The 17,912-nt window shown below is 47.5% G+C and carries 16 protein-coding genes and 1 other annotated feature; of the genes, 3 read left to right on the top strand and 13 right to left on the bottom strand.

The window, feature by feature from the left end:
* Positions 1 to 19 precede the first annotated feature (19 nt).
* Positions 20 to 739: a YebC/PmpR family DNA-binding transcriptional regulator gene (locus tag ACRC6Q_RS02990; RefSeq protein ID WP_223639411.1), complete on the bottom strand. Its 720-nt coding sequence runs from the start codon at positions 737 to 739 to the stop codon at positions 20 to 22.
* Positions 740 to 935: 196 nt separating this feature from the next.
* Here ACRC6Q_RS02990 and ACRC6Q_RS02985 point away from each other — a divergent pair, with 196 nt between their 5' ends.
* The gene (locus ACRC6Q_RS02985) at positions 936 to 1,679 is read left to right on the top strand and encodes an SDR family NAD(P)-dependent oxidoreductase (protein ID WP_431465778.1); all 744 of its coding nucleotides are present in this window, start codon (positions 936 to 938) and stop codon (positions 1,677 to 1,679) included.
* 86 nt (positions 1,680 to 1,765) lie between these two features.
* Here the strand turns inward: ACRC6Q_RS02985 and ACRC6Q_RS02980 are convergent, their stop codons facing one another.
* Positions 1,766 to 1,981, bottom strand: coding sequence for a hypothetical protein (locus ACRC6Q_RS02980; protein WP_431465777.1), 216 nt, complete (start codon positions 1,979 to 1,981; stop codon positions 1,766 to 1,768).
* A gap of 13 nt (positions 1,982 to 1,994) precedes the next feature.
* Positions 1,995 to 3,098: a nitric oxide synthase oxygenase gene (locus tag ACRC6Q_RS02975; RefSeq protein WP_431465776.1), complete on the bottom strand. Its 1,104-nt coding sequence runs from the start codon at positions 3,096 to 3,098 to the stop codon at positions 1,995 to 1,997.
* A gap of 138 nt (positions 3,099 to 3,236) precedes the next feature.
* Here ACRC6Q_RS02975 and ACRC6Q_RS02970 point away from each other — a divergent pair, with 138 nt between their 5' ends.
* Positions 3,237 to 4,022: an HAD family hydrolase gene (locus ACRC6Q_RS02970; protein ID WP_431465775.1), complete on the top strand. Its 786-nt coding sequence runs from the start codon at positions 3,237 to 3,239 to the stop codon at positions 4,020 to 4,022.
* 483 nt (positions 4,023 to 4,505) lie between these two features.
* Here ACRC6Q_RS02970 and serA read toward each other — a convergent pair whose 3' ends face one another.
* Both serA and ACRC6Q_RS02960 read right to left on the bottom strand, forming a co-directional pair.
* Complete coding sequence (serA, locus tag ACRC6Q_RS02965) at positions 4,506 to 6,092, bottom strand: phosphoglycerate dehydrogenase (protein WP_431465774.1); 1,587 nt, start codon at positions 6,090 to 6,092, stop codon at positions 4,506 to 4,508.
* Positions 6,089 to 7,252: a pyridoxal-phosphate-dependent aminotransferase family protein gene (locus ACRC6Q_RS02960; protein ID WP_223643536.1), complete on the bottom strand. Its 1,164-nt coding sequence runs from the start codon at positions 7,250 to 7,252 to the stop codon at positions 6,089 to 6,091. Before ACRC6Q_RS02960 ends, serA begins: the two co-directional genes overlap by 4 nt.
* A 91-nt stretch (positions 7,253 to 7,343) precedes the next feature.
* Positions 7,344 to 7,572: a binding site (T-box leader), on the bottom strand.
* 239 nt (positions 7,573 to 7,811) lie between these two features.
* Here ACRC6Q_RS02960 and ACRC6Q_RS02955 point away from each other — a divergent pair.
* Positions 7,812 to 9,245: a M20 family metallopeptidase gene (locus ACRC6Q_RS02955; RefSeq protein ID WP_431465773.1), complete on the top strand. Its 1,434-nt coding sequence runs from the start codon at positions 7,812 to 7,814 to the stop codon at positions 9,243 to 9,245.
* A 72-nt stretch (positions 9,246 to 9,317) separates the two neighbouring features.
* Here the strand turns inward: ACRC6Q_RS02955 and ACRC6Q_RS02950 are convergent, their stop codons facing one another.
* From ACRC6Q_RS02950 to ACRC6Q_RS02915, 8 genes are all read right to left on the bottom strand, one after another.
* Positions 9,318 to 10,493, bottom strand: coding sequence for an acyl-CoA dehydrogenase family protein (locus tag ACRC6Q_RS02950; RefSeq protein ID WP_431465772.1), 1,176 nt, complete (start codon positions 10,491 to 10,493; stop codon positions 9,318 to 9,320).
* Between the two features lie 30 nt (positions 10,494 to 10,523).
* The gene (locus tag ACRC6Q_RS02945; RefSeq protein ID WP_223643542.1) at positions 10,524 to 11,693 is read right to left on the bottom strand and encodes a CaiB/BaiF CoA transferase family protein; all 1,170 of its coding nucleotides are present in this window, start codon (positions 11,691 to 11,693) and stop codon (positions 10,524 to 10,526) included.
* A 63-nt stretch (positions 11,694 to 11,756) separates the two neighbouring features.
* Complete coding sequence (locus ACRC6Q_RS02940; RefSeq protein ID WP_431465771.1) at positions 11,757 to 13,178, bottom strand: SLC13 family permease; 1,422 nt, start codon at positions 13,176 to 13,178, stop codon at positions 11,757 to 11,759.
* Between the two features lie 45 nt (positions 13,179 to 13,223).
* Positions 13,224 to 13,916: a class I SAM-dependent methyltransferase gene (locus ACRC6Q_RS02935; RefSeq protein ID WP_223643546.1), complete on the bottom strand. Its 693-nt coding sequence runs from the start codon at positions 13,914 to 13,916 to the stop codon at positions 13,224 to 13,226.
* 28 nt (positions 13,917 to 13,944) lie between these two features.
* The gene (locus tag ACRC6Q_RS02930; protein WP_317851938.1) at positions 13,945 to 15,111 is read right to left on the bottom strand and encodes a mandelate racemase/muconate lactonizing enzyme family protein; all 1,167 of its coding nucleotides are present in this window, start codon (positions 15,109 to 15,111) and stop codon (positions 13,945 to 13,947) included.
* Between the two features lie 35 nt (positions 15,112 to 15,146).
* Positions 15,147 to 15,992 (bottom strand): HpcH/HpaI aldolase/citrate lyase family protein, encoded by an 846-nt coding sequence (locus ACRC6Q_RS02925; RefSeq protein ID WP_431465770.1) that lies wholly within the window; start codon positions 15,990 to 15,992, stop codon positions 15,147 to 15,149.
* 146 nt (positions 15,993 to 16,138) lie between these two features.
* A complete protein-coding gene (locus ACRC6Q_RS02920; protein WP_431465769.1) occupies positions 16,139 to 17,197 on the bottom strand; it encodes a tartrate dehydrogenase in 1,059 nt (352 codons plus the stop codon).
* Positions 17,198 to 17,244: 47 nt separating this feature from the next.
* The gene (locus tag ACRC6Q_RS02915) at positions 17,245 to 17,907 is read right to left on the bottom strand and encodes a GntR family transcriptional regulator (protein ID WP_223643554.1); all 663 of its coding nucleotides are present in this window, start codon (positions 17,905 to 17,907) and stop codon (positions 17,245 to 17,247) included.
* Positions 17,908 to 17,912: the final 5 nt, after the last annotated feature.

Below are 17,912 nucleotides of genomic sequence, written 5' to 3'. Positions count from 1 at the left end.
CTCCTGCTCTATTTCGGTTTTATTCCCCTAAATCAACATTGTGATAAACTTGCTGAACGTCTTCCAGATCTTCGATGGCATCGATCATTTTTTCGAATTGCTCCTGTGCGTCTTCCGGCAGCGGCAATTCATTTTGCGCAAGCATCGTCAATTCAGCAACCGTAAATTCGGTGATGCCAACATTCTTAAACGCTTCCTGTACGAGGTGATATTGATCCGGTTCGGCGTAGACGATGACGCCATCCTCTTCTTCTGTGATGTCACGTACATCGATATCCGCTTCCATCATCAACTCCAGCACTTCGTCAGCAGTTTTGCCTTCAATACCGAATACCGCAGTATGGTCGAACATATAAGCAACAGATCCGCTGACGCCCATGTTGCCGCCGTTTTTGCCGAAAGCCGCGCGAACATCCGAAGCCGTACGGTTGACGTTGTTCGTCAATGTATCGACGATCACCATAGAACCGTTCGGCCCGAATCCTTCATAACGCAATTCATCGTAGCTTTCTTCAGAACCGCCTTTAGCTTTTTCTACTGCACGGTCAATGATCGCTCTTGGAATGCTATAGGTCTTTGCACGTTCCAGAACCACCTTCAAAGCCTGGTTCGATTCCGGATCCGGCTCTCCCTGTTTGGCAGCCACATATATTTCACGTCCAAATTTTGCATAGATCCGGCTTGTGTTGGCATCTTTTGATGCTTTCTTCTCTTTAATATTATTCCATTTGCGTCCCATTGAACTTCCTACTCTCTATAAAGTCTCATTCTGAATGATATTCACTATGTACTATTATAGTACAAATTTTTCGGATGTAACGTATTTTGCCGTCAAAAACCGCAGTTTTTATGCAAGCGGATACTTTGAACGAGACACAAATAGGGTGTACGGTGAAGTTGTAGAAATAATTTGAATCGATTAGGAGGAGTTCATCATGGCAGAAAACAAAGTACTCATCATCACAGGCGGAGCAAGTGGAATTGGCCGGCATGCTTCGTACCAGTTAGCAAAAGAAGGTTACGCCATTGTTGTAGCTGATTTCAATGAAGACGGTGCAAACGAAACCGTTTCCCACATCGAATCCGAAGGCGGAAAAGCCGCATCATTTAAAGTGGATGTGTCAAAAGCGGAGCAAGTGGAAGCAATGGTTGATTTCGCCGTCGAGAAATTCGGAACCTTGAATGGCATCTTTAATAACGCCGGCATCGGCCTTGTGAAGCCTTTGCTTGAAATGGATCCCGCTTCTTACCACAAAGTAATCGATGTCGATCAGCACAGCGTCTATTACGGAATCTATTACGGCGCGAAGAAAATGGTGGAACTCGGCACAACCGGAACCATCGTCAACACAGCATCTATTTATGGATCGATGGCCGCTAAAGGCAGCTTCAACTACAATGCAGCGAAGGCCGCGGTCGTCATGATGTCAAAATCAGGAGCATTGGAGCTTGCTGAACATGGCATTCGTGTCGTCGGTGTGGCACCAGGCTTTATCGACACCCCAATCCTTGGAGACGATCCGGAAATGAAAAAAGCTCTGTCGGCCCTTCATATGCACAACAAACTGATTCAGCCTGAAAAAGTAGCGAATGTCGTCAAGTTTCTATTCTCTGAAGACGCAGCGGCTGTCAACGGCTCCACTGTTGCAGTGGATGACGGGTTCTTGAGTTTCAAATAAATTTATGGGCATTTGGGCGGATTTGCACCCGTTCAACCCGAAATCCTAAAACAGCAGCGCCGCCCAAAAAGGCAGCGCTGCTGTTTTTATACTTTATCCGTCCGATGGTATTCCGAAATCTGGATGACCCGGACATCCCGTGTATTCAGCTCATGGTAGATTCCGCGGCTGTCATGAAACGAAATATACTGATCCCGCTCACTTTGTATCAGTTTTTCTGCCTTTTCCTGTGACTCGACGTGAATGAACCGGCGAATATAATGTTCTTGGTCAAAAAAATAGGTCACTTTGAATTCCTTCATCAGTATCCTCTCCTTATGATTGATAGGGAGCTTTTTGATGGAAATAATTTGGCTTAACCAGGTCGTTCTTATAGGGCTTGTGGAAGATATGGGTCGTGGCCGGGGACATCGGCGGGATTAACCAAACCCAGTTTCCGGTGACATCCCGCCCTTCCACTTCTTCTTTTTTTTCGAAATTCTTGAACTGTTTGGCTGCTGTATGGTGATCGACGATGGTCACCCCTGCTTCTTGGAACGATTCCAGCACAGCAATATTCAATTCGACCAAAGCTTTGTCTTTCCATAAGGAACGGTTCGATTGCGTATTCAGCTCCAAGAGTTCCGCTACAGCGGGCAGAAAATCATAACGGTCTTCGTCTGCCAGATTTCTGGCGCCAATTTCAGTCCCCATATACCAGCCATTAAAAGGAGCCATCTTGTATTCAATGCCCCCGATTTCCAGCCTCATATCTGAAATGATGGGAACTCCATACCATTTGATGCCGAGCTGTGAAAACGCGGGGATTTCGGGATGTCCGATGTTGACCTCCACAATCGACTGCTCCGGGATCTCTTTCAGAAAAGGCGCTTCTCCTGGCAGTTGAACCACTAAAGGCAAAACATCGAAAGCTGTTCCCGCTCCCTGCCAACCGATTTTTTGGCAGGTTTTCGTGAACTCCACTGAACTGGGATCACCAATGATGCCTTCTGCGGTTTCGTATCCGGCATAACGAATCAACTGATGGTTCCATAAACGCATGGAGTCTCCATTTTCCTGTTCAGCACGGAATACCGTTATGGCTGGTCGGATTTTCCCGTTATTCGAAGCAAAGTTGATATGCTGGACCAAGGCATCAAAAATCCCTTCCGCAGTGGTTTGATGCCGTTCGTCAAAGACCGTCAGTGTATTCCAGAACAATCTGCCGATGCAGCGGTTATTATTGCGCCATGCCATACGTGCTCCATGCTCCAGCTCTTCAAAGCTGTGGGTATAAGTTCCAGTGTTTTCTATTTCCTCTATAACTTCAAGCAGCCTGTCAGCTTTCTGACGCTCGCTCTTCCCTAATTCGTCGCAGCAAATTTCTATATAGTCAGTGGCTTCTTCCAATAAAAGCATCGTCGAATTGCTCATCGTCATTTCATTCACTCCTTGCCCCTATCATATCACCTGCACCTGTTTCTTTTCAGTGACAGAACTCTGAACTACCTATGTTTTTATTCGTTTTTCCAGTACACTAGAGCAAAGTAAAGATATTGTCAGGAGGAGCTCACACCGATGGTCAAAGCGATTTTTTTCGATTTGGATGATACCTTATTATGGGATAAAAAGAGTGTTGAAAAAGCGTTCGAGGAAACCTGCCAGTTGGCTGAAGCATTGACAGGCCAGGACTGTCCGGGTTTGGAAGAGGCAGTAAGAGCTGCAGCGACTGAGCTTTATGCTGGATACAATACATACGAGTTCACCAAGATGATCGGCATCAATCCTTTCGAAGGATTATGGGGGAATTTTGATGATGAAGGAACCGATTTTCAGCAGATGAAAACCATTGTTCCGGCGTATCGCCGCGAATCCTGGACAGCCGGACTGAAAAAAATCGGCATCGACAGCCCTGACATCGGAGCTCAACTTGCAGAGTACTTCCCTGAAGCGCGCAAAAGCAATCCTATCCTCTACGAAGAAAGCTTAAAAGTGCTGGAAGATTTGAAAGGCCATTATCAATTGCTGTTATTGACCAACGGTTCGCCAAGCCTTCAGCAGATCAAGCTTGAGATCACACCGGAAATTGCTCCTTACTTTGATCACATCGTCATCTCTGGCGCGTTCGGTAAAGGCAAACCAGATCCGGACATCTTCCATCATGCCTTATCGAAATTCGATTTTTCTGCTGATGACGTGCTGATGGTCGGTGATAACCTCATGACGGATATTATTGGTGCTGAAAAAGCAGGGATTCGCTCCGTCTGGGTCAACCGGGAGCAAAAAGCTCCCCATGAATCCATCATCCCAACATATGAAATCCAGCATTTGGAGGAATTGCTTCAACTGCTTGAACAAATTTAAACACAAAAGAATATTGATGTCATTTAAAGCATGAATACACATTTCATCCTGTTTATACCGGAACCTGCGCTTCAGGCGGACGCTTTCCACGGGCTCGCGCCGAACTAACTCGGACTGGCGCCCGAGTGGATTTCGGCACTTCGTCGCTTCGCTGCTCCCGCAGGAGTCGCCGCCTTGCGCTCCGGATCCTTGAGTGAAGGATTTACTAGATTTGTTAGGACTATTTTTTCTAGAACAGACTAGCCAGCTTCTCTCTTTGATTAAAGCAACATGCCCCAAGCGGGCTGGCCACGAAGACTCCTGTGGGATAGCGAGAGCTGAAGACCCCGCAGGAACGCAGTGACGAGGAGGCTGAAGCTGAGCCCACGGAAAGCGAAGTGGCCGGACCGGTTAGGGATTATGCACCGCTATACATTTTGGTCAGGCTTTGTCTACACTCTGACACAAAAGAGGTCCTCGCTATGAGGACCTCTTTTCTGTTTCTTATAGGTTGATGGGTGTGACTCCCTGAATTTCATCCAATTTCGCCAATTGTTCCAGGCTGCTTGATTCCGCAGGCTTATCAATCGATAACATCATAATGGCGTCTCCACCGACATTCGAGCGTCCAACCTGCATCGTCGCAATGTTGACGTTCTCCTGGCCGAGCAAAGTTCCGACACGTCCGATGACGCCTGGGCGGTCATTGTGGCGAACATACAGCAGATGGCCTTCCGGCACCACATCCACCAAATAATCATCCACTTTGACGATACGTGCACCTTGTCCATTCAACAGCGTTCCAGCGGCTTTTCTCGTGCCCTTTGCTGTTTTCACTTCTACAGTGATCAAGCTCGTAAACCCTTTCGATTCCGTAGTCTTTTGTTCGCTGACCACAATGCCTTTTTGATTGGCGATATACGTGGCATTCACGTCGTTGACATGCTTGCCAAGATGGCGCTTCAACATGCCTTTCAGCATATTGCGCGTCAATGGACCCACTTCCATATTAGCCAAATCTCCAGCATAGCGGACCGTCACTTCTTCTGCAGCCGCACCACTTAAATCAGTTAAAAAGGCACCCAAACGCTCTGACAAATCAAAGTAAGGTTCGATTTTCTTCATGATTTCTTTCGGTACTGACGGCAGGTTCACTGAGTTCCGCACAGTTCCTGTTGTGAAGTAGCTGACCACGTCCATGCTGACATCCACAGCTACACTTTCCTGAGCTTCAAATGTGCTGGCGCCTAAATGAGGCGTTGCGATAATTTCCGGTAAATCCAATAGCCGGAAGTCAATCATCGGCTCCTGCTCAAAAACGTCAAGTGCAGCGCCGGCTACTTTACCTGATTTCACTGCGTCGAACAATGCATTTTCATCGATGATGCCGCCGCGTGCACAGTTGACGATCTGGACGCCGTCTTTCATGATTTCAAAGGCTTCTTTATTGATCAAATGCTTGGTTTCTTTTAGCAAAGGCGTATGGACAGTAACAAAATCCGCCACTTTCAGGACATCTTCCACTGATCCAAAATCCACACCCAGCTTTTCCGCTTTTTCAGCCGTCAAGAATGGATCATAGGCAATGACGTTCATCCGCTGCCCTTTTGCACGTGCTGCCACTTCCTGTCCGATTCGGCCAAAGCCGACAACTCCAAGCGTCTTGTTCTTCAATTCCACGCCGACATATGATTTACGATCCCATTTTTGATTGCGCAGAGCGTGAAACGCCTGTGGAATTTTGCGTGCCATAGACATCAGCATCGCCATCGTATGCTCAGCGGCCGAGTTGGTATTGCCGTCCGGCGCATTGACCACGATAATGCCATGTTCTGTAGCAGCTTCCAGATCGATATTGTCGACGCCGACACCTGCACGTCCGATAATTTTCAAGTTTGATGCTTTTTCAATCAATTCCCGTGTCACCTGGGTCTGGCTACGGACAAGCAGCGCATCAAACCCATCAATACGCTCTCCCAATTGTTCCGGAGTTAAGTTGGTTTCCATGACGATGTTTACGCCGTTCGCCTGGCGCAGGGGATAAATTCCCTCTTCGCTGAGTGGATCACTGATCAGTACGTGAAAAGTCATTTGGTTTTCTTCCCTTCTGTTAAAAAGACTTGCTGTGCAGCGGCAATTCCTTTACCGAGTTCGATTTCTTTTCCTACTTTGACCAATCCGATTTCCATTGCGGCAATTGCCTGCAGCATATCTGCCGGAGAACAATAGCCCATGTGGCCGATGCGGAAAATCTTTTTCGCTAGATGCTGTTGGCCACCAGCCACTTCCAATGCAAATTCCTTCTTCATCACTTTACGGAATTCTTCCGCATCAAAGTCATCCGGTTTCACGGCTGTAACTGTCGGTGATGCATCTTTGTCAGAAGTCAGTAGCGGAATGCCCAATGCTTTAAATGCGGCACGGGTCATATCCTTCATCAAGTGATGTCTTGCGTATACGGCTTCCAACCCTTCTTCCTCCAGCAACTGGAGTACTTGCTGCAATCCGAATAAAATCGACAGGGCCGGAGTAAACGGCGTTGTGTCTTTTAGAATATTGTCTCTGTGTTTTTTAAGGTCCAGGTAAAAACGTGGCTGGGGGTTCGCTTCGATCTTCTTCCATGCACGGTCACTTGCCGCTACGAATGATAGGCCTGCCGGAAGCATAAAGGCTTTTTGTGAACCGGTGACTACAACATCGATTCCCCATTTATCCATTTGGGTTTCCGTTCCCGCTACACAAGATACACCATCTACAATGACAAGCGCCTCGGATACTTCTTTGACAGCTGCTGCCAATTCCTTGATCGGGTTCAGTACGCCAGTGGAAGTTTCACAGAAGGTGGAGAAGACCACCTTGATTTCAGGATGTTCCACAAGGAAATTCTTTACCGCTTCCGGATCGACCGCAAGACCCCATTCCACTTCGAATACGTGGGTTTGAATACCATATGCTTTACAAATTTTCGCAAAACGATCACCGAATGCACCGGTTACGAGAACCAAAACTTCTTCGCCAGGAGCAACTGTATTAACCACTGCGGTTTCCAGCCCCGCAGTCCCACTCCCCGTCAAAATGACAACTTCCTGCTTGGTTCCAAAAACGCGTTTCAATCTTGGTCTGATGTCACTGATCATTTCGGATGTACTCTGTCCACGGTGGCCGATCATCGGTTGTGCCATTGCACGTTGGACACTCGGTGGAATTGGCGTTGGTCCTGGGATTCGTAAAATTTGTTGGTCAGTCAGCATAATGATTTCATTCCCCTCTCGATTTCCCCGCATTTGCGGGCAGTGATTGTGTAAAGACGACAAAAAAGACTCTCCGCCCTTACATAAAGATGCAAGGGGCGAAGAGTCTTCCATTTCGCGGTACCACCCTAATTCACCGTCAAAAAAACTGACAGTCTCATTGGTTCACATGCGTAACGGACATGAAGCGGATGGACCTACTGGGTTATTCAATCCATCTATTCAGAAGTGCTGCCAAATGCCGAAACCACTGATTTTCACCAACCATCAGCTCTCTTGAGATTTCCCTGCATAAAGCGTATCTCCATCAACATAGTTAATCTGTATATTTGAATTGACTCCATCATATACAGCCTAAAATGCGTTGTCAATATATAAAAAATATTTAGACTTCTTTGCAAACGTTTCCATCTTTCACAAACCCAGAAGCCCCGTGGCTCTAATAAAAACGAAAAAATATTTTCATAATTCGGTGAAGTAGACCAATTCAGGCTCATTTCCGGAAAAGAACATATTTTTGTTATAATGATTATGAATTTATTTCAAAGGAGGAATTGACATGGCAATTAACTCTTCTGTCACTAACTACTTATCAAGCAACAGAGACCACTTCGAATCAATCAGCCAATACGTTTGGGAACATCCTGAAACGCGCTACGAAGAATTTGAGTCCGCTGCTTTCTTAGCTGATGAACTGGAGAAAGAGGGATTTTCAGTCGAACGCGGAGTAGCCGGCATTGAAACCGCGTTTGTGGCAACTTATGGAGAAGGAAAGCCGGTAATCGGATTTCTAGGTGAATTCGACGCCCTCTCCGGCCTCAGCCAAAAAGCGAACTCTACACAGCAAGAGCCCTTGGTACCAGGTGGCATCGGCCACGGTTGCGGCCACAACCTGCTCGGCACCGGCTCACTTGCAGCGGCATATGCCGTTAAAGCTTATCTCACTGAAAATAAGATCAACGGAACCGTGAAATTTTACGGCTGTCCCGCTGAAGAAGGCGGCTCCGGCAAAACCTTCATGGTACGTGAAGGCGCCTTCAATGGCTTGGATGTCGCTTTGACCTGGCACCCTTCATATGCCAATTCCATCATGAGCTTATCGAGCCTCGCCAATTATCAAGTCTATTTCCGTTTCAAAGGAGTGGCTTCGCACGCAGCAAATTCGCCGCATTTAGGACGCAGTGCACTGGATGCGGTAGAGCTGATGAATGTCGGCGTCAATTACTTGCGCGAACATGTCGTCCAGGAAGCACGGATGCATTACGCCATCACCAACAGTGGCGGATTTTCACCAAATGTTGTCCAGTCGGAAGCGGAAGTTCTGTATTTGATCCGTGCGCCGAAAGTGGCACAAGTCGATGAAATCTACAAACGCGTCTGCAAAATCGCGGAAGGTGCTACATTGATGACAGAAACCGATATGACGATTGTCTTCGATAAAGCCTGCTCCAACTATGAACCGAACCGGACATTGGAGGCGATTCTAAATAAGAAATTGCAGGAAGCCGGAGCAGTCGAGCCAACGGCAGAAGAAAAGGAATTCGCTGCAGGAATCTGGCAGACTTTATCTGAAGGAGAAAAAAATAATTTTCTCGCCGGCATGAAAACTTTCGGCTACAGCGGAGACGGCAGCGAGTTCGAAGGCAAATATCTTGCAGACGTAATTTCCGAGTATGTTCCTTCGGATGAAGTGATGGCAGGGTCCACCGATGTTTCGGATGTCAGTTGGATTGTTCCCACTGCTCAAGTGACAACGGCCACATCAGCCATCGGTACGCCTCTTCACACATGGCAGATGGTGACGCAAGGCATCAGTTCATTTGCACACAGCGGCATGCTCTTGTCCTCTGAAGTCATGGCGAATACCGCCATCCATTTGTTCAATAATCCCAAAGACCTTCAGGCGATCAAAGCCGAACACGAAGCGAAGCGCGCGAAAGAGCCTTATACCTGTCCGATTCCGGAAGGGGTTCAGCCCTCTGCTTTGAAATAACGGAAGAAATAAACATTCTTAAGACGCAAAAAAGACGCCAGAAGATTTTCTGGCGTCTTTTTCTTCTGGCCATTAATAAGAGCGAGGCATCTTCAGCACATTCTGGCCGAGATAAGCCAAAATCATATTGTTGCTGACGGGTGCCACTTGGTACATCCGGGTCTCCCTGAATTTCCGCTCGACATCATACTCATCGACGAATCCATAGCCGCCGAATGTATCCAGGCAGACATTGGCCGCCAGCCAGCTTGCTTCACTCGATAGGAATTTCGCCAAGTTGGCCTGTTCTCCGAATTTCTCATTTTCGTCAAATCTTTTTGCCGCTTCGTAGCGCATCAAGTCCGCTGCTTTGATCGCTGCATAAGCCCGGGCTATCGGAAACTGGATGCCTTGATTTTCTCCGATCTTCCGGTTGAAGACTACCCGTTCATTGGCATAGCTGGTGGCTTTGTCGATGAAGAAATAACCGTCGCCAATGGCTTCCGCTGCCAATAAGGTCCGCTCTGCGTTCATGCCGTCCAATACATAACGGAACCCTTTGCCTTCTTCCCCGATCAGGCATTCGGCCGGAATCTCCATATCCTTGTACCAAACTTGATTGGTTGCGTAATTGAACATGGCCCGAACCGGTTCCACTACCAAGGATTCGGGCTGCTGTTCGCGGATGATCCGCAGATCGACGAGGAACAGGCTAAGTCCTTCAGCCCTCTTTTCCCCTACATCCGCAAGCGGCGTCGTGCGTGCCAGCACCATCAGCAAATCTGATTGCAGCAATCGGCTGGTCCAATTTTTATGGCCGTTGACCCGATAGCCAGCTGCTGTTTTTTCAGCGAAGGTTTCGATTGCGGTGGTATTGGAGCCGGCTTTCTCTTCTGTCACCGAGAACGCCTGGAAGCGGATCGAGCCATCTGCGATGCCGGGCAGATACTGTTGTTTCTGCTCTTCACTGCCATGCTTCAATAAGGCGCCCATCGTATACATCTGAGCGTGGCATCCGGCGGCGTGGCCCCCCGAGCGGTTAATCTCTTCCAGAATGATGGTCGCTTCTGTCATGCCGTATCCTTTGCCGCCATACTGTTCAGGAATCAATGCGGAAAGATAGCCGCTTTTCGTCAACGCATCCACAAATTTATAAGGGTATTCCCGCTCAAGATCCAGCTTTCTCCAATAGGAATTCGGGAATTCCGAACACAGTTTCCGCACTTCCTGCCGTAATTGTTCTCTTTCCTGCTGCGTTAATTTCGCCATTTCCATTTTCCCCTTTCGAATGCTGCCTTTTCATTGTGTGGTCAACTTTTTTATTTGCTGCTCAGAAAATCCAAACTCCGACAAAATGGAATGCGTATGTTCCCCGACTGCCGGAATCGGATTCATGACAGTATCGACTTCATCTGAAGTGACCGGCGGGATAAGCGCCTTCAATTTCCCCACTGGCGAATCCACTTCCCGCCAGCGGTCGCGTGCCGCTAATTGCGGGTGGTCGACCAGTTCGTTCATAGTATTGAGGCGTGCATTGGCGATCCGAGACTGTTCCAGCCGTTCGATGGCCTGGCCGGAATCCATTCCTTGAAATACGTCTTCAATGATAGTTTTCAGTGCTGTTTTATTGACCACCCGCTGGGAATTGCTGTTGAACAAAGGGTCAACCGCCAGCTCAGGGTTATCCAAAACAGTTTCACAGAATTCAACCCATTCCCGTTCATTTTGGATCCCCATAAAGACCATTTTGCCATCTCCGGCTTCAAACGGGCCATACGGATAAATCGTGGCATGGCTTGCCCCGGTTCGCTGTGGTTCGTTGTCCCCGTACGCGGAGTAGTAGAGCGGATAACCCATCCATTCCGCCAGCGCTTCCAGCATGGACACTTCAATAATCGCGCCTTTGCCTGTTTTATAGCGTGAAATGATGGCGGTCAACACCCCGGTATAGGCATACATTCCTGCCGCAATATCGGCAATGGAAATTCCGGCTTTGGACGGAGTATCTTCTGTCCCGGTTACAGAAACCAGCCCTGCTTCGCATTGGATCAGCAAGTCATACGCTTTTTTATTGGTATACGGGCCGAAGGTGCCATAACCCGAAATGGAGCAGATGATCAGCTTCGGATACTTTGCCTTCAATTCCTCGGCGCTGAATCCAAGGCGATCCACTGCTCCGGGTGCCAGATTATGAAGAAACACGTCGGCCTCTTCCAATAATTTATACAAAACCTCTTTGGCCTCTTCCTGCTTAAGATCCAGCGCCAACGACTCTTTGGAACGATTGATCCAAACAAAATGGCTGGCCATCCCTTTCACCGTCTTATCATAATTTCGGGCAAAATCGCCCACTCCCGGCCGTTCCACTTTAATGACCCGCGCACCCAAATCGGCCAATTGCCTGGTCGCAAAAGGCGCTGCAACAGCCTGCTCCAAAGAAACGACGGTTATGCCTTCCAATGGCAACATATGAATTCCTCCTTGTTGATTCGATTGATGAACAGAAAATCCATCTTTTCAAACTGGGCAACATTAAATCAACCCAATCCAATTCCACCAAGTTGCGGCGACCAGAACAGTTGCCGCCATTGAAATGACAGTAGCGTATAAACCAGGCTTCAAAAAATCTTTCTGTGAAATCATTCCGGTGCTGTGGGCAATCAGGTTCGGCATGGATTCAACAATCAGGACAAATCCGAAAAGACAGGTCAAGCCTGTTGTAAAAGCAATGGCCAGGGGATCGATTCCCGCATTTTGGGCTACACTGATGACAATCGGCACCAGGACAACAACGGCAGTGGCAACATTGGAAATCATTTTATGAAAAATTTGAGCCAAGACAATGACGATTACTACGGCAGAAAACGGATTTTGAATAAGCTGCATGAACCAACCGACACTCAAGTATTGGCTGATGGTGGTTGCGGCTCCTGAATCCACAAATGTATAGCCCATCGATAAGGTGACGCTGATCAACAAAACGGTATTGTAGTTGATGCGGACGACAGGCTCCCATGCAGCGACGCCGATAATGGGCAATGTCATCAACACCACACCGGCTAGAGCGGGAACGCTCGGATGCAGACCATGAAGAGGCTCAGTCAGCCAAAAAATCACAATCGTCAACAGAATAGCCAAACAACGGATTTCCCGCGCATTGACAGGTCCTAATTCTTTCAGCTTCCATGTCATTTCTTCTTTGATTGCCGGAAAATAGCTCTGCTCTTCCGGCAATGGAAAAACTTTCAACAGCATGAGCCATATTGCCGGAATCAATATCAGCCAGATCGGGAAAGTGTAATAGAACCACTCGAAATACGTGATATTGATTCCCGCAAAACGATTGAGCAATTCCACCGTCAAAATATTGCCGATTGCCGCAGTCATGACAGATGTTCCGCTGATGATGCCGCCGAAAGCGACACCGAGCATAATCATTTTCCGCAAATTCCCGCCTGGCTCGGCATGGGTCGTTTCAATGATCATGGTTGAAACCGGTAGAATCAGGGCAGACCGGACAGCAGTGGAAGGAATAAAAAATGCTTGAATCTGCTGGATGATGATGATGCTGCCGAGCAAGCCAGCTGAGCGGCCGCCCCACTTTTTCAGGATGGTGTAGCTCATCCGTTTGATCAAGGCCGTTTCATTGACCGCTGTGGCAAGCATCATGCCTCCGACGATCAAATAAGTTGCCGGTGACGCAAATCCGCTGAAGATAACCGACGAATCCGCAATACCGAATAGCAGCATCAACAATAGAATGATCAAGGCCGTCAACCCCATCGGGATCGGTTCCAATGACCATAGGATAATCCCGAGCGTAATGATGCTGGTCATCACTTTAGCGGCGTAGGAAAATTCATCTGGCAATAAAAAATAGACAGCAAGGAAACCCAAAACAGCTATGCCTATAAACAGGAGCGTCCTCCTGCTTTCCGCCGGATTGCTTTTCATGCTTCCTTACCTCCTTTTTCACAGCCGAGCAGGTTCCGTATTTTTTTAATCCGCGTAACAGATCCATCCGCCAAAATGGTTGGTCTTAAAGAAGTTGGCGACCCGGTGGAACCCTGAGTCCTTCAGCAATTGACGAATTTGAGCTTCAGAAATCGAGGATTCCGTTAAAGTTCCTTTCATCAATTCCTCCACTTTTTGCTCTGGCAGATTGGTCATGTCCAGCCAGTAGTTTTTCCATAAAGCGACCAGCTCTTTAAATTCGGGATCGTCTGGATCTCCGAATTTACTGACCAATACGAAAGGCGCGCCTGAATCCAAATGACTTCTTACTTTCATCAGCAGCGCCCTTTTCTCTTCTATCTCTGGAACAAAGTGGAGGACCAGGATGCAGGTCGCGCCATCAAAGCGCTTTTCTGTCGGTACATCCATTACGGTCCCGTTCACCCATTCGATGCGGTCTTCAATTCCGGCATGCGCCGCTTTGGCTTTCGCTGCTTCCAACATGGCTTTTGCCGGATCGACCGCCGTAAATCGCCAGCCTTGGTTCGGAACACCAAAAGTTTTCAATTCATTGCCACCGCCACAGCCGACCACCAATACTTCTGCCTGCTCGTTAAGTGCATTGCGAAGAAAGGTTTGTGACAAGCGCAGCATCGGATCGTAAGTCGGCAATGTCCGTCTCACCCCTTTGTCATATTCAGTCGCAATGTCCTGATTGAATTCCATTTTGCCTGCCACGTTTTTACCTCCCCCTTACTTTTTATCCTTACTTGCCGATTGTCAGCAACAATTCATACAAATTGGCCTTTTCTTCAAAGCCGATTCCCGGCACTTCCGGGAGCCGGACATAGCCGTCCTCCACTGCGTAGCGATCCGCAAATCCGCCGAAAGGTTCGAAGACGCCTGGATAAGATTCATTGCCGTGAAGCTCCAGACCTGCTGCAATATTGAGTGACAATTGGTGGCCGCCATGCGGGATGCAGCGGCGCGAAGACCAGCCATGGTCTTTCAGCATATCGAGGATCCGCAAATACTCCACCAACCCGTAGCTGAGGGCGCAGTCGAATTGCAGAAAATCTTTTTCCGGGTCCATCCCTCCGTACCGGATTAAATTGGTGGCATCCTGAAGTGAAAACAGGTTTTCGCCAGTTGCCAAGGCATGCGGATAACGCTTGGAAAGCTCTGCCTGTAAATGATAATCCAATGGGTCTCCTGCTTCTTCGTACCAAATCAGTTCATAGTCTTTTACTTTTTCACCAAACTCAATGGCATAGTCCAAATCGAAGCGGCCATTGGCATCAACCATCAAGCCGCTGCCTTTTGGCAAAATGTCCAGAACTGCCTCAATTCGCTGGAGGTCTTCATTCAATGACGCACCGCCAACTTTCATTTTCACGTCACGGTAGCCCAGATCCAAATAGCCTTTCATCTCGTCTTGAAGCTCAGTCAAGCCTTTATCAGGGAAATAATAGCCGCCCGCCGCATAAATATAGACCTTGTCATCCGTTTTCCCGGTTCCATAGCGGTCCGCCAACAGCTGGTACAAAGGCTTTTCCTCTATTTTTGCAACAGCATCCCAGACCGCCATGTCAATGACGCCCACCGCAACTGCGCGCTCACCATGACCGCCCGGCTTTTCATTGGACATGATGATTTTATGTATTTTGTGGGGGTCCAAGTTGCCTCCATCAGCTGTCACAATGTCTTTCGGGTCCGCTTCCAGAAGCCGTGGGATAAAACGTTCTTCCAGTAAACAAGTGGGTGCATACCTTCCATTCGAATTAAATCCGTAACCCACTACGGGTTTCCCGTTTCTGACAACATCAGTGGTAATCGCCAGAGCCGAAGTGGTCATTTTGCTGAAATCTATATAAGCGTTGCGGATAGGACTGCTGATCGGTACTGTCTTAACATCGATTTTCACTATTTTCACGTTGCTCACCTCATCATTTTTAATGGGAAGATTGTTTAATAGTCTCTATTCTGCAAGATTCGTTTAGCTTTTTTATAGACTGGATAATCGACAAACTGTCCTTTGACTTCAATCGAAGCCTTGCCTGTTTTTTCAGCTTGTTCAAATGCTACGACGATTTCTCTAGCCAAGGCAAGCTCTTCCTCTGAAGGCGAAAGCACTTGATGGACAACTCCCAATTGTTTCGGATGGATGACCAGTTTCGCCTTGAAACCCAACTGTTTGGCAAAAACCGTTTGCTTTTTCAGTCCATCTTCATCCGTTAAATCAGGATAGACCGCATCGATCGGCGAGCCGATTCCTGCTGCTTTTGAAGCGATCACCAATTGGGAACGGGCATATAATAATTCCAGCCCTTCAGGTGTAAGTTCACATTCGATATCCAAGGAAAAATCGATTGACCCGAAAGCCAGAGCCGAAACCAGTGAATCTGCGGATGCAATCGCATATGCGAACTGCACACCTTTAGCGCTTTCTATCAATGGAATCACCTCTACTGTTTTATCCCCGGCGATACTCCGTATTCTATGGCAGACCTTTTGTATGTCCTGCTCACTTTCCGCTTTTGGAACCATAATTCCACCAGCTCTACTGCGGATCGCCACTTCTAAATCGGCTTCCCATAAATCGGTGTCAAGACTGTTGATGCGGACAACACCCCTGTTTTCGTGTTGATGCGTCTCTAACGCTTCTTTCATTACTTGCCGCGCTGCTTGCTTTTCCGAGACAGCCACAGCATCCTCTAAATCCAAGATGACAACATCAGCAATAGATGAGAACGCTTTCTTTATAATGGAAAGATCTCTAGCTGGAACAAATAAATAGGAGCGTGGTGTATTCATTGCACTCTCTCCAATCATTGGATATTGGATACAATATTAATTTAATTCTCATCTTACTAAATGATTGGGCTATTGTAAAATACTTTTCAGAAAATTTAGTTCTTTTAAAAAGACAGCAGTTATCTTGTGCAGCACTCCGCGACAACTTACTGTTTTCTAAGATTAGCAATTATTTCATCGGTTACCTCGGAAGTGGAAGAGCTGCCGCCAATATCCGCCGTCTTGATGCCGGATTGCATAGAAGCTTCGATAGCCTCGAGCAACAATGTACCCATTTCCAGTTCTCCGAAATGGTCGAGCATCATTTTGGCTGTCCAGATCTGCCCGATGGGATTAGCGATCCCTCTGCCAAAAATATCCGGTGCTGAGCCATGAACCGGTTCGAACATGGATGGGTATTTGCCATTTAAATTGATATTTCCTGCCGGCGCTATTCCGATGCTGCCCATTATGGCAGCGCCTATATCGCTTAAAATATCACCGAACAAGTTGCTGGCTACTACTACATCCAGCGTCTGCGGCTTGGTGATGAAAAAAGCAGAGAGTGCATCAATGTGCTCGCTATTGGTTTGAATTTCTTCATAATTGGTTGCGACTTCTTTGAAGACTTCATCCCAAAACGGCATGGAGTGTACGATTCCATTGGATTTGGTGGCGCTCGTCACCCTTCCGTTCCGTTGTTTTGCCAATTCAAATGCATACTCGATGACACGGGAAACCCCTTTTTTGGTAAACACCGCATTTTGGATGACAATTTCATCTTCTCCGCTGTGGACTCTGCCGCCAATACTGCTGTATTCGCCTTCGCTGTTTTCACGGACAATCATGATGTCGAAGTCCCGCGGATTTGCTAAAGGCGAGACGATGCCTTTCAGCTGCTTGGCAGGCCGGATATTGATAACCTGCTCAAATTCCCGTCGGATTTTCAGCAGCAACCCTCCCAGTGAAATATGGTCAGCCACTAAGTCGGGGTCCCCGACAGCCCCCAGGAAAACCGCATCACTTTGTGCGATTTGGCTCAAGCCGTCCGCCGGCATCATTATTCCATGTTGGACATAATATTCCGAGCTCCATGGGTGGTGGATTGAGTTGAACTTTAATCCACCGTGGATTTCTGCTATCACATCCAGGACACGCAATGCCTCCGGAACCACCTCTTTTCCGATGCCATCTCCTGGAATAACCGCTAACTCGATTTGTTTCATACTGTCTGCCCCTCTCCCTTTATCAAACACTCAACAAATAAATCCCTTTATTCTTTCATCATTTCAATTAAGTTTTCTTTCGTTCTCAGAATATGCTTTTCGGTGATTCTCCTTAACTGGACTTCGTCTTTCTGTTTGACGTATTCCAGCATTAAGCGATGTTCTTCGTGCGAATCCGCCAGATGGTTCGACAGCAGGCTTGGTGTATAGGGAGGAATTCCTTTCCATAAAGTTTCAATAAACCCCTGGATCCTTCTCCAAGGGCAGCTCTCCCTTAAAATCCGGTGAAACTCAGCGTTCAATTTCATAAAGATTTCAACATCGTTTTCATCGGCTTTCAGTTTGATCATTTCATCGTATAGATTTTGGAGTTCCTCAATTTCTTCATCGCCTAAATAAGGGAGCGACTTTACGACTGCCTGTCCTTCCAAGAGAGCTCTCAATTGATAGATTTCTTCAATATCCTCTGTGGAAATTGGCGTGACCACCGCGCCTCTTCTTGGCTCGATTCTGACCAACCCTTCCACTTCCAGCTGACGCAATGCTTCTCTAAGAGGCATCCGGCTGACGCCCAACTTTTGTGCCCATTCCTCCTGCATCAAACGCTCGCCCATTTTGAATTCGCCTTTGAGTATCAATTCCCTCAGTTTATTTGTTACTTTATATTGCAAAGTGGCTCTATCCTGCTCTGTTAATTTAAATTTTTCCATATGGC

Source organism: Planococcus sp. SE5232 (assembly GCF_050686535.1).
In the GTDB taxonomy this organism is placed as follows: domain Bacteria; phylum Bacillota; class Bacilli; order Bacillales_A; family Planococcaceae; genus Planococcus.
The sequence above is the reverse complement of the archived record's forward strand: the minus strand, read 5'-3'. Positions and strand labels throughout refer to the sequence as shown.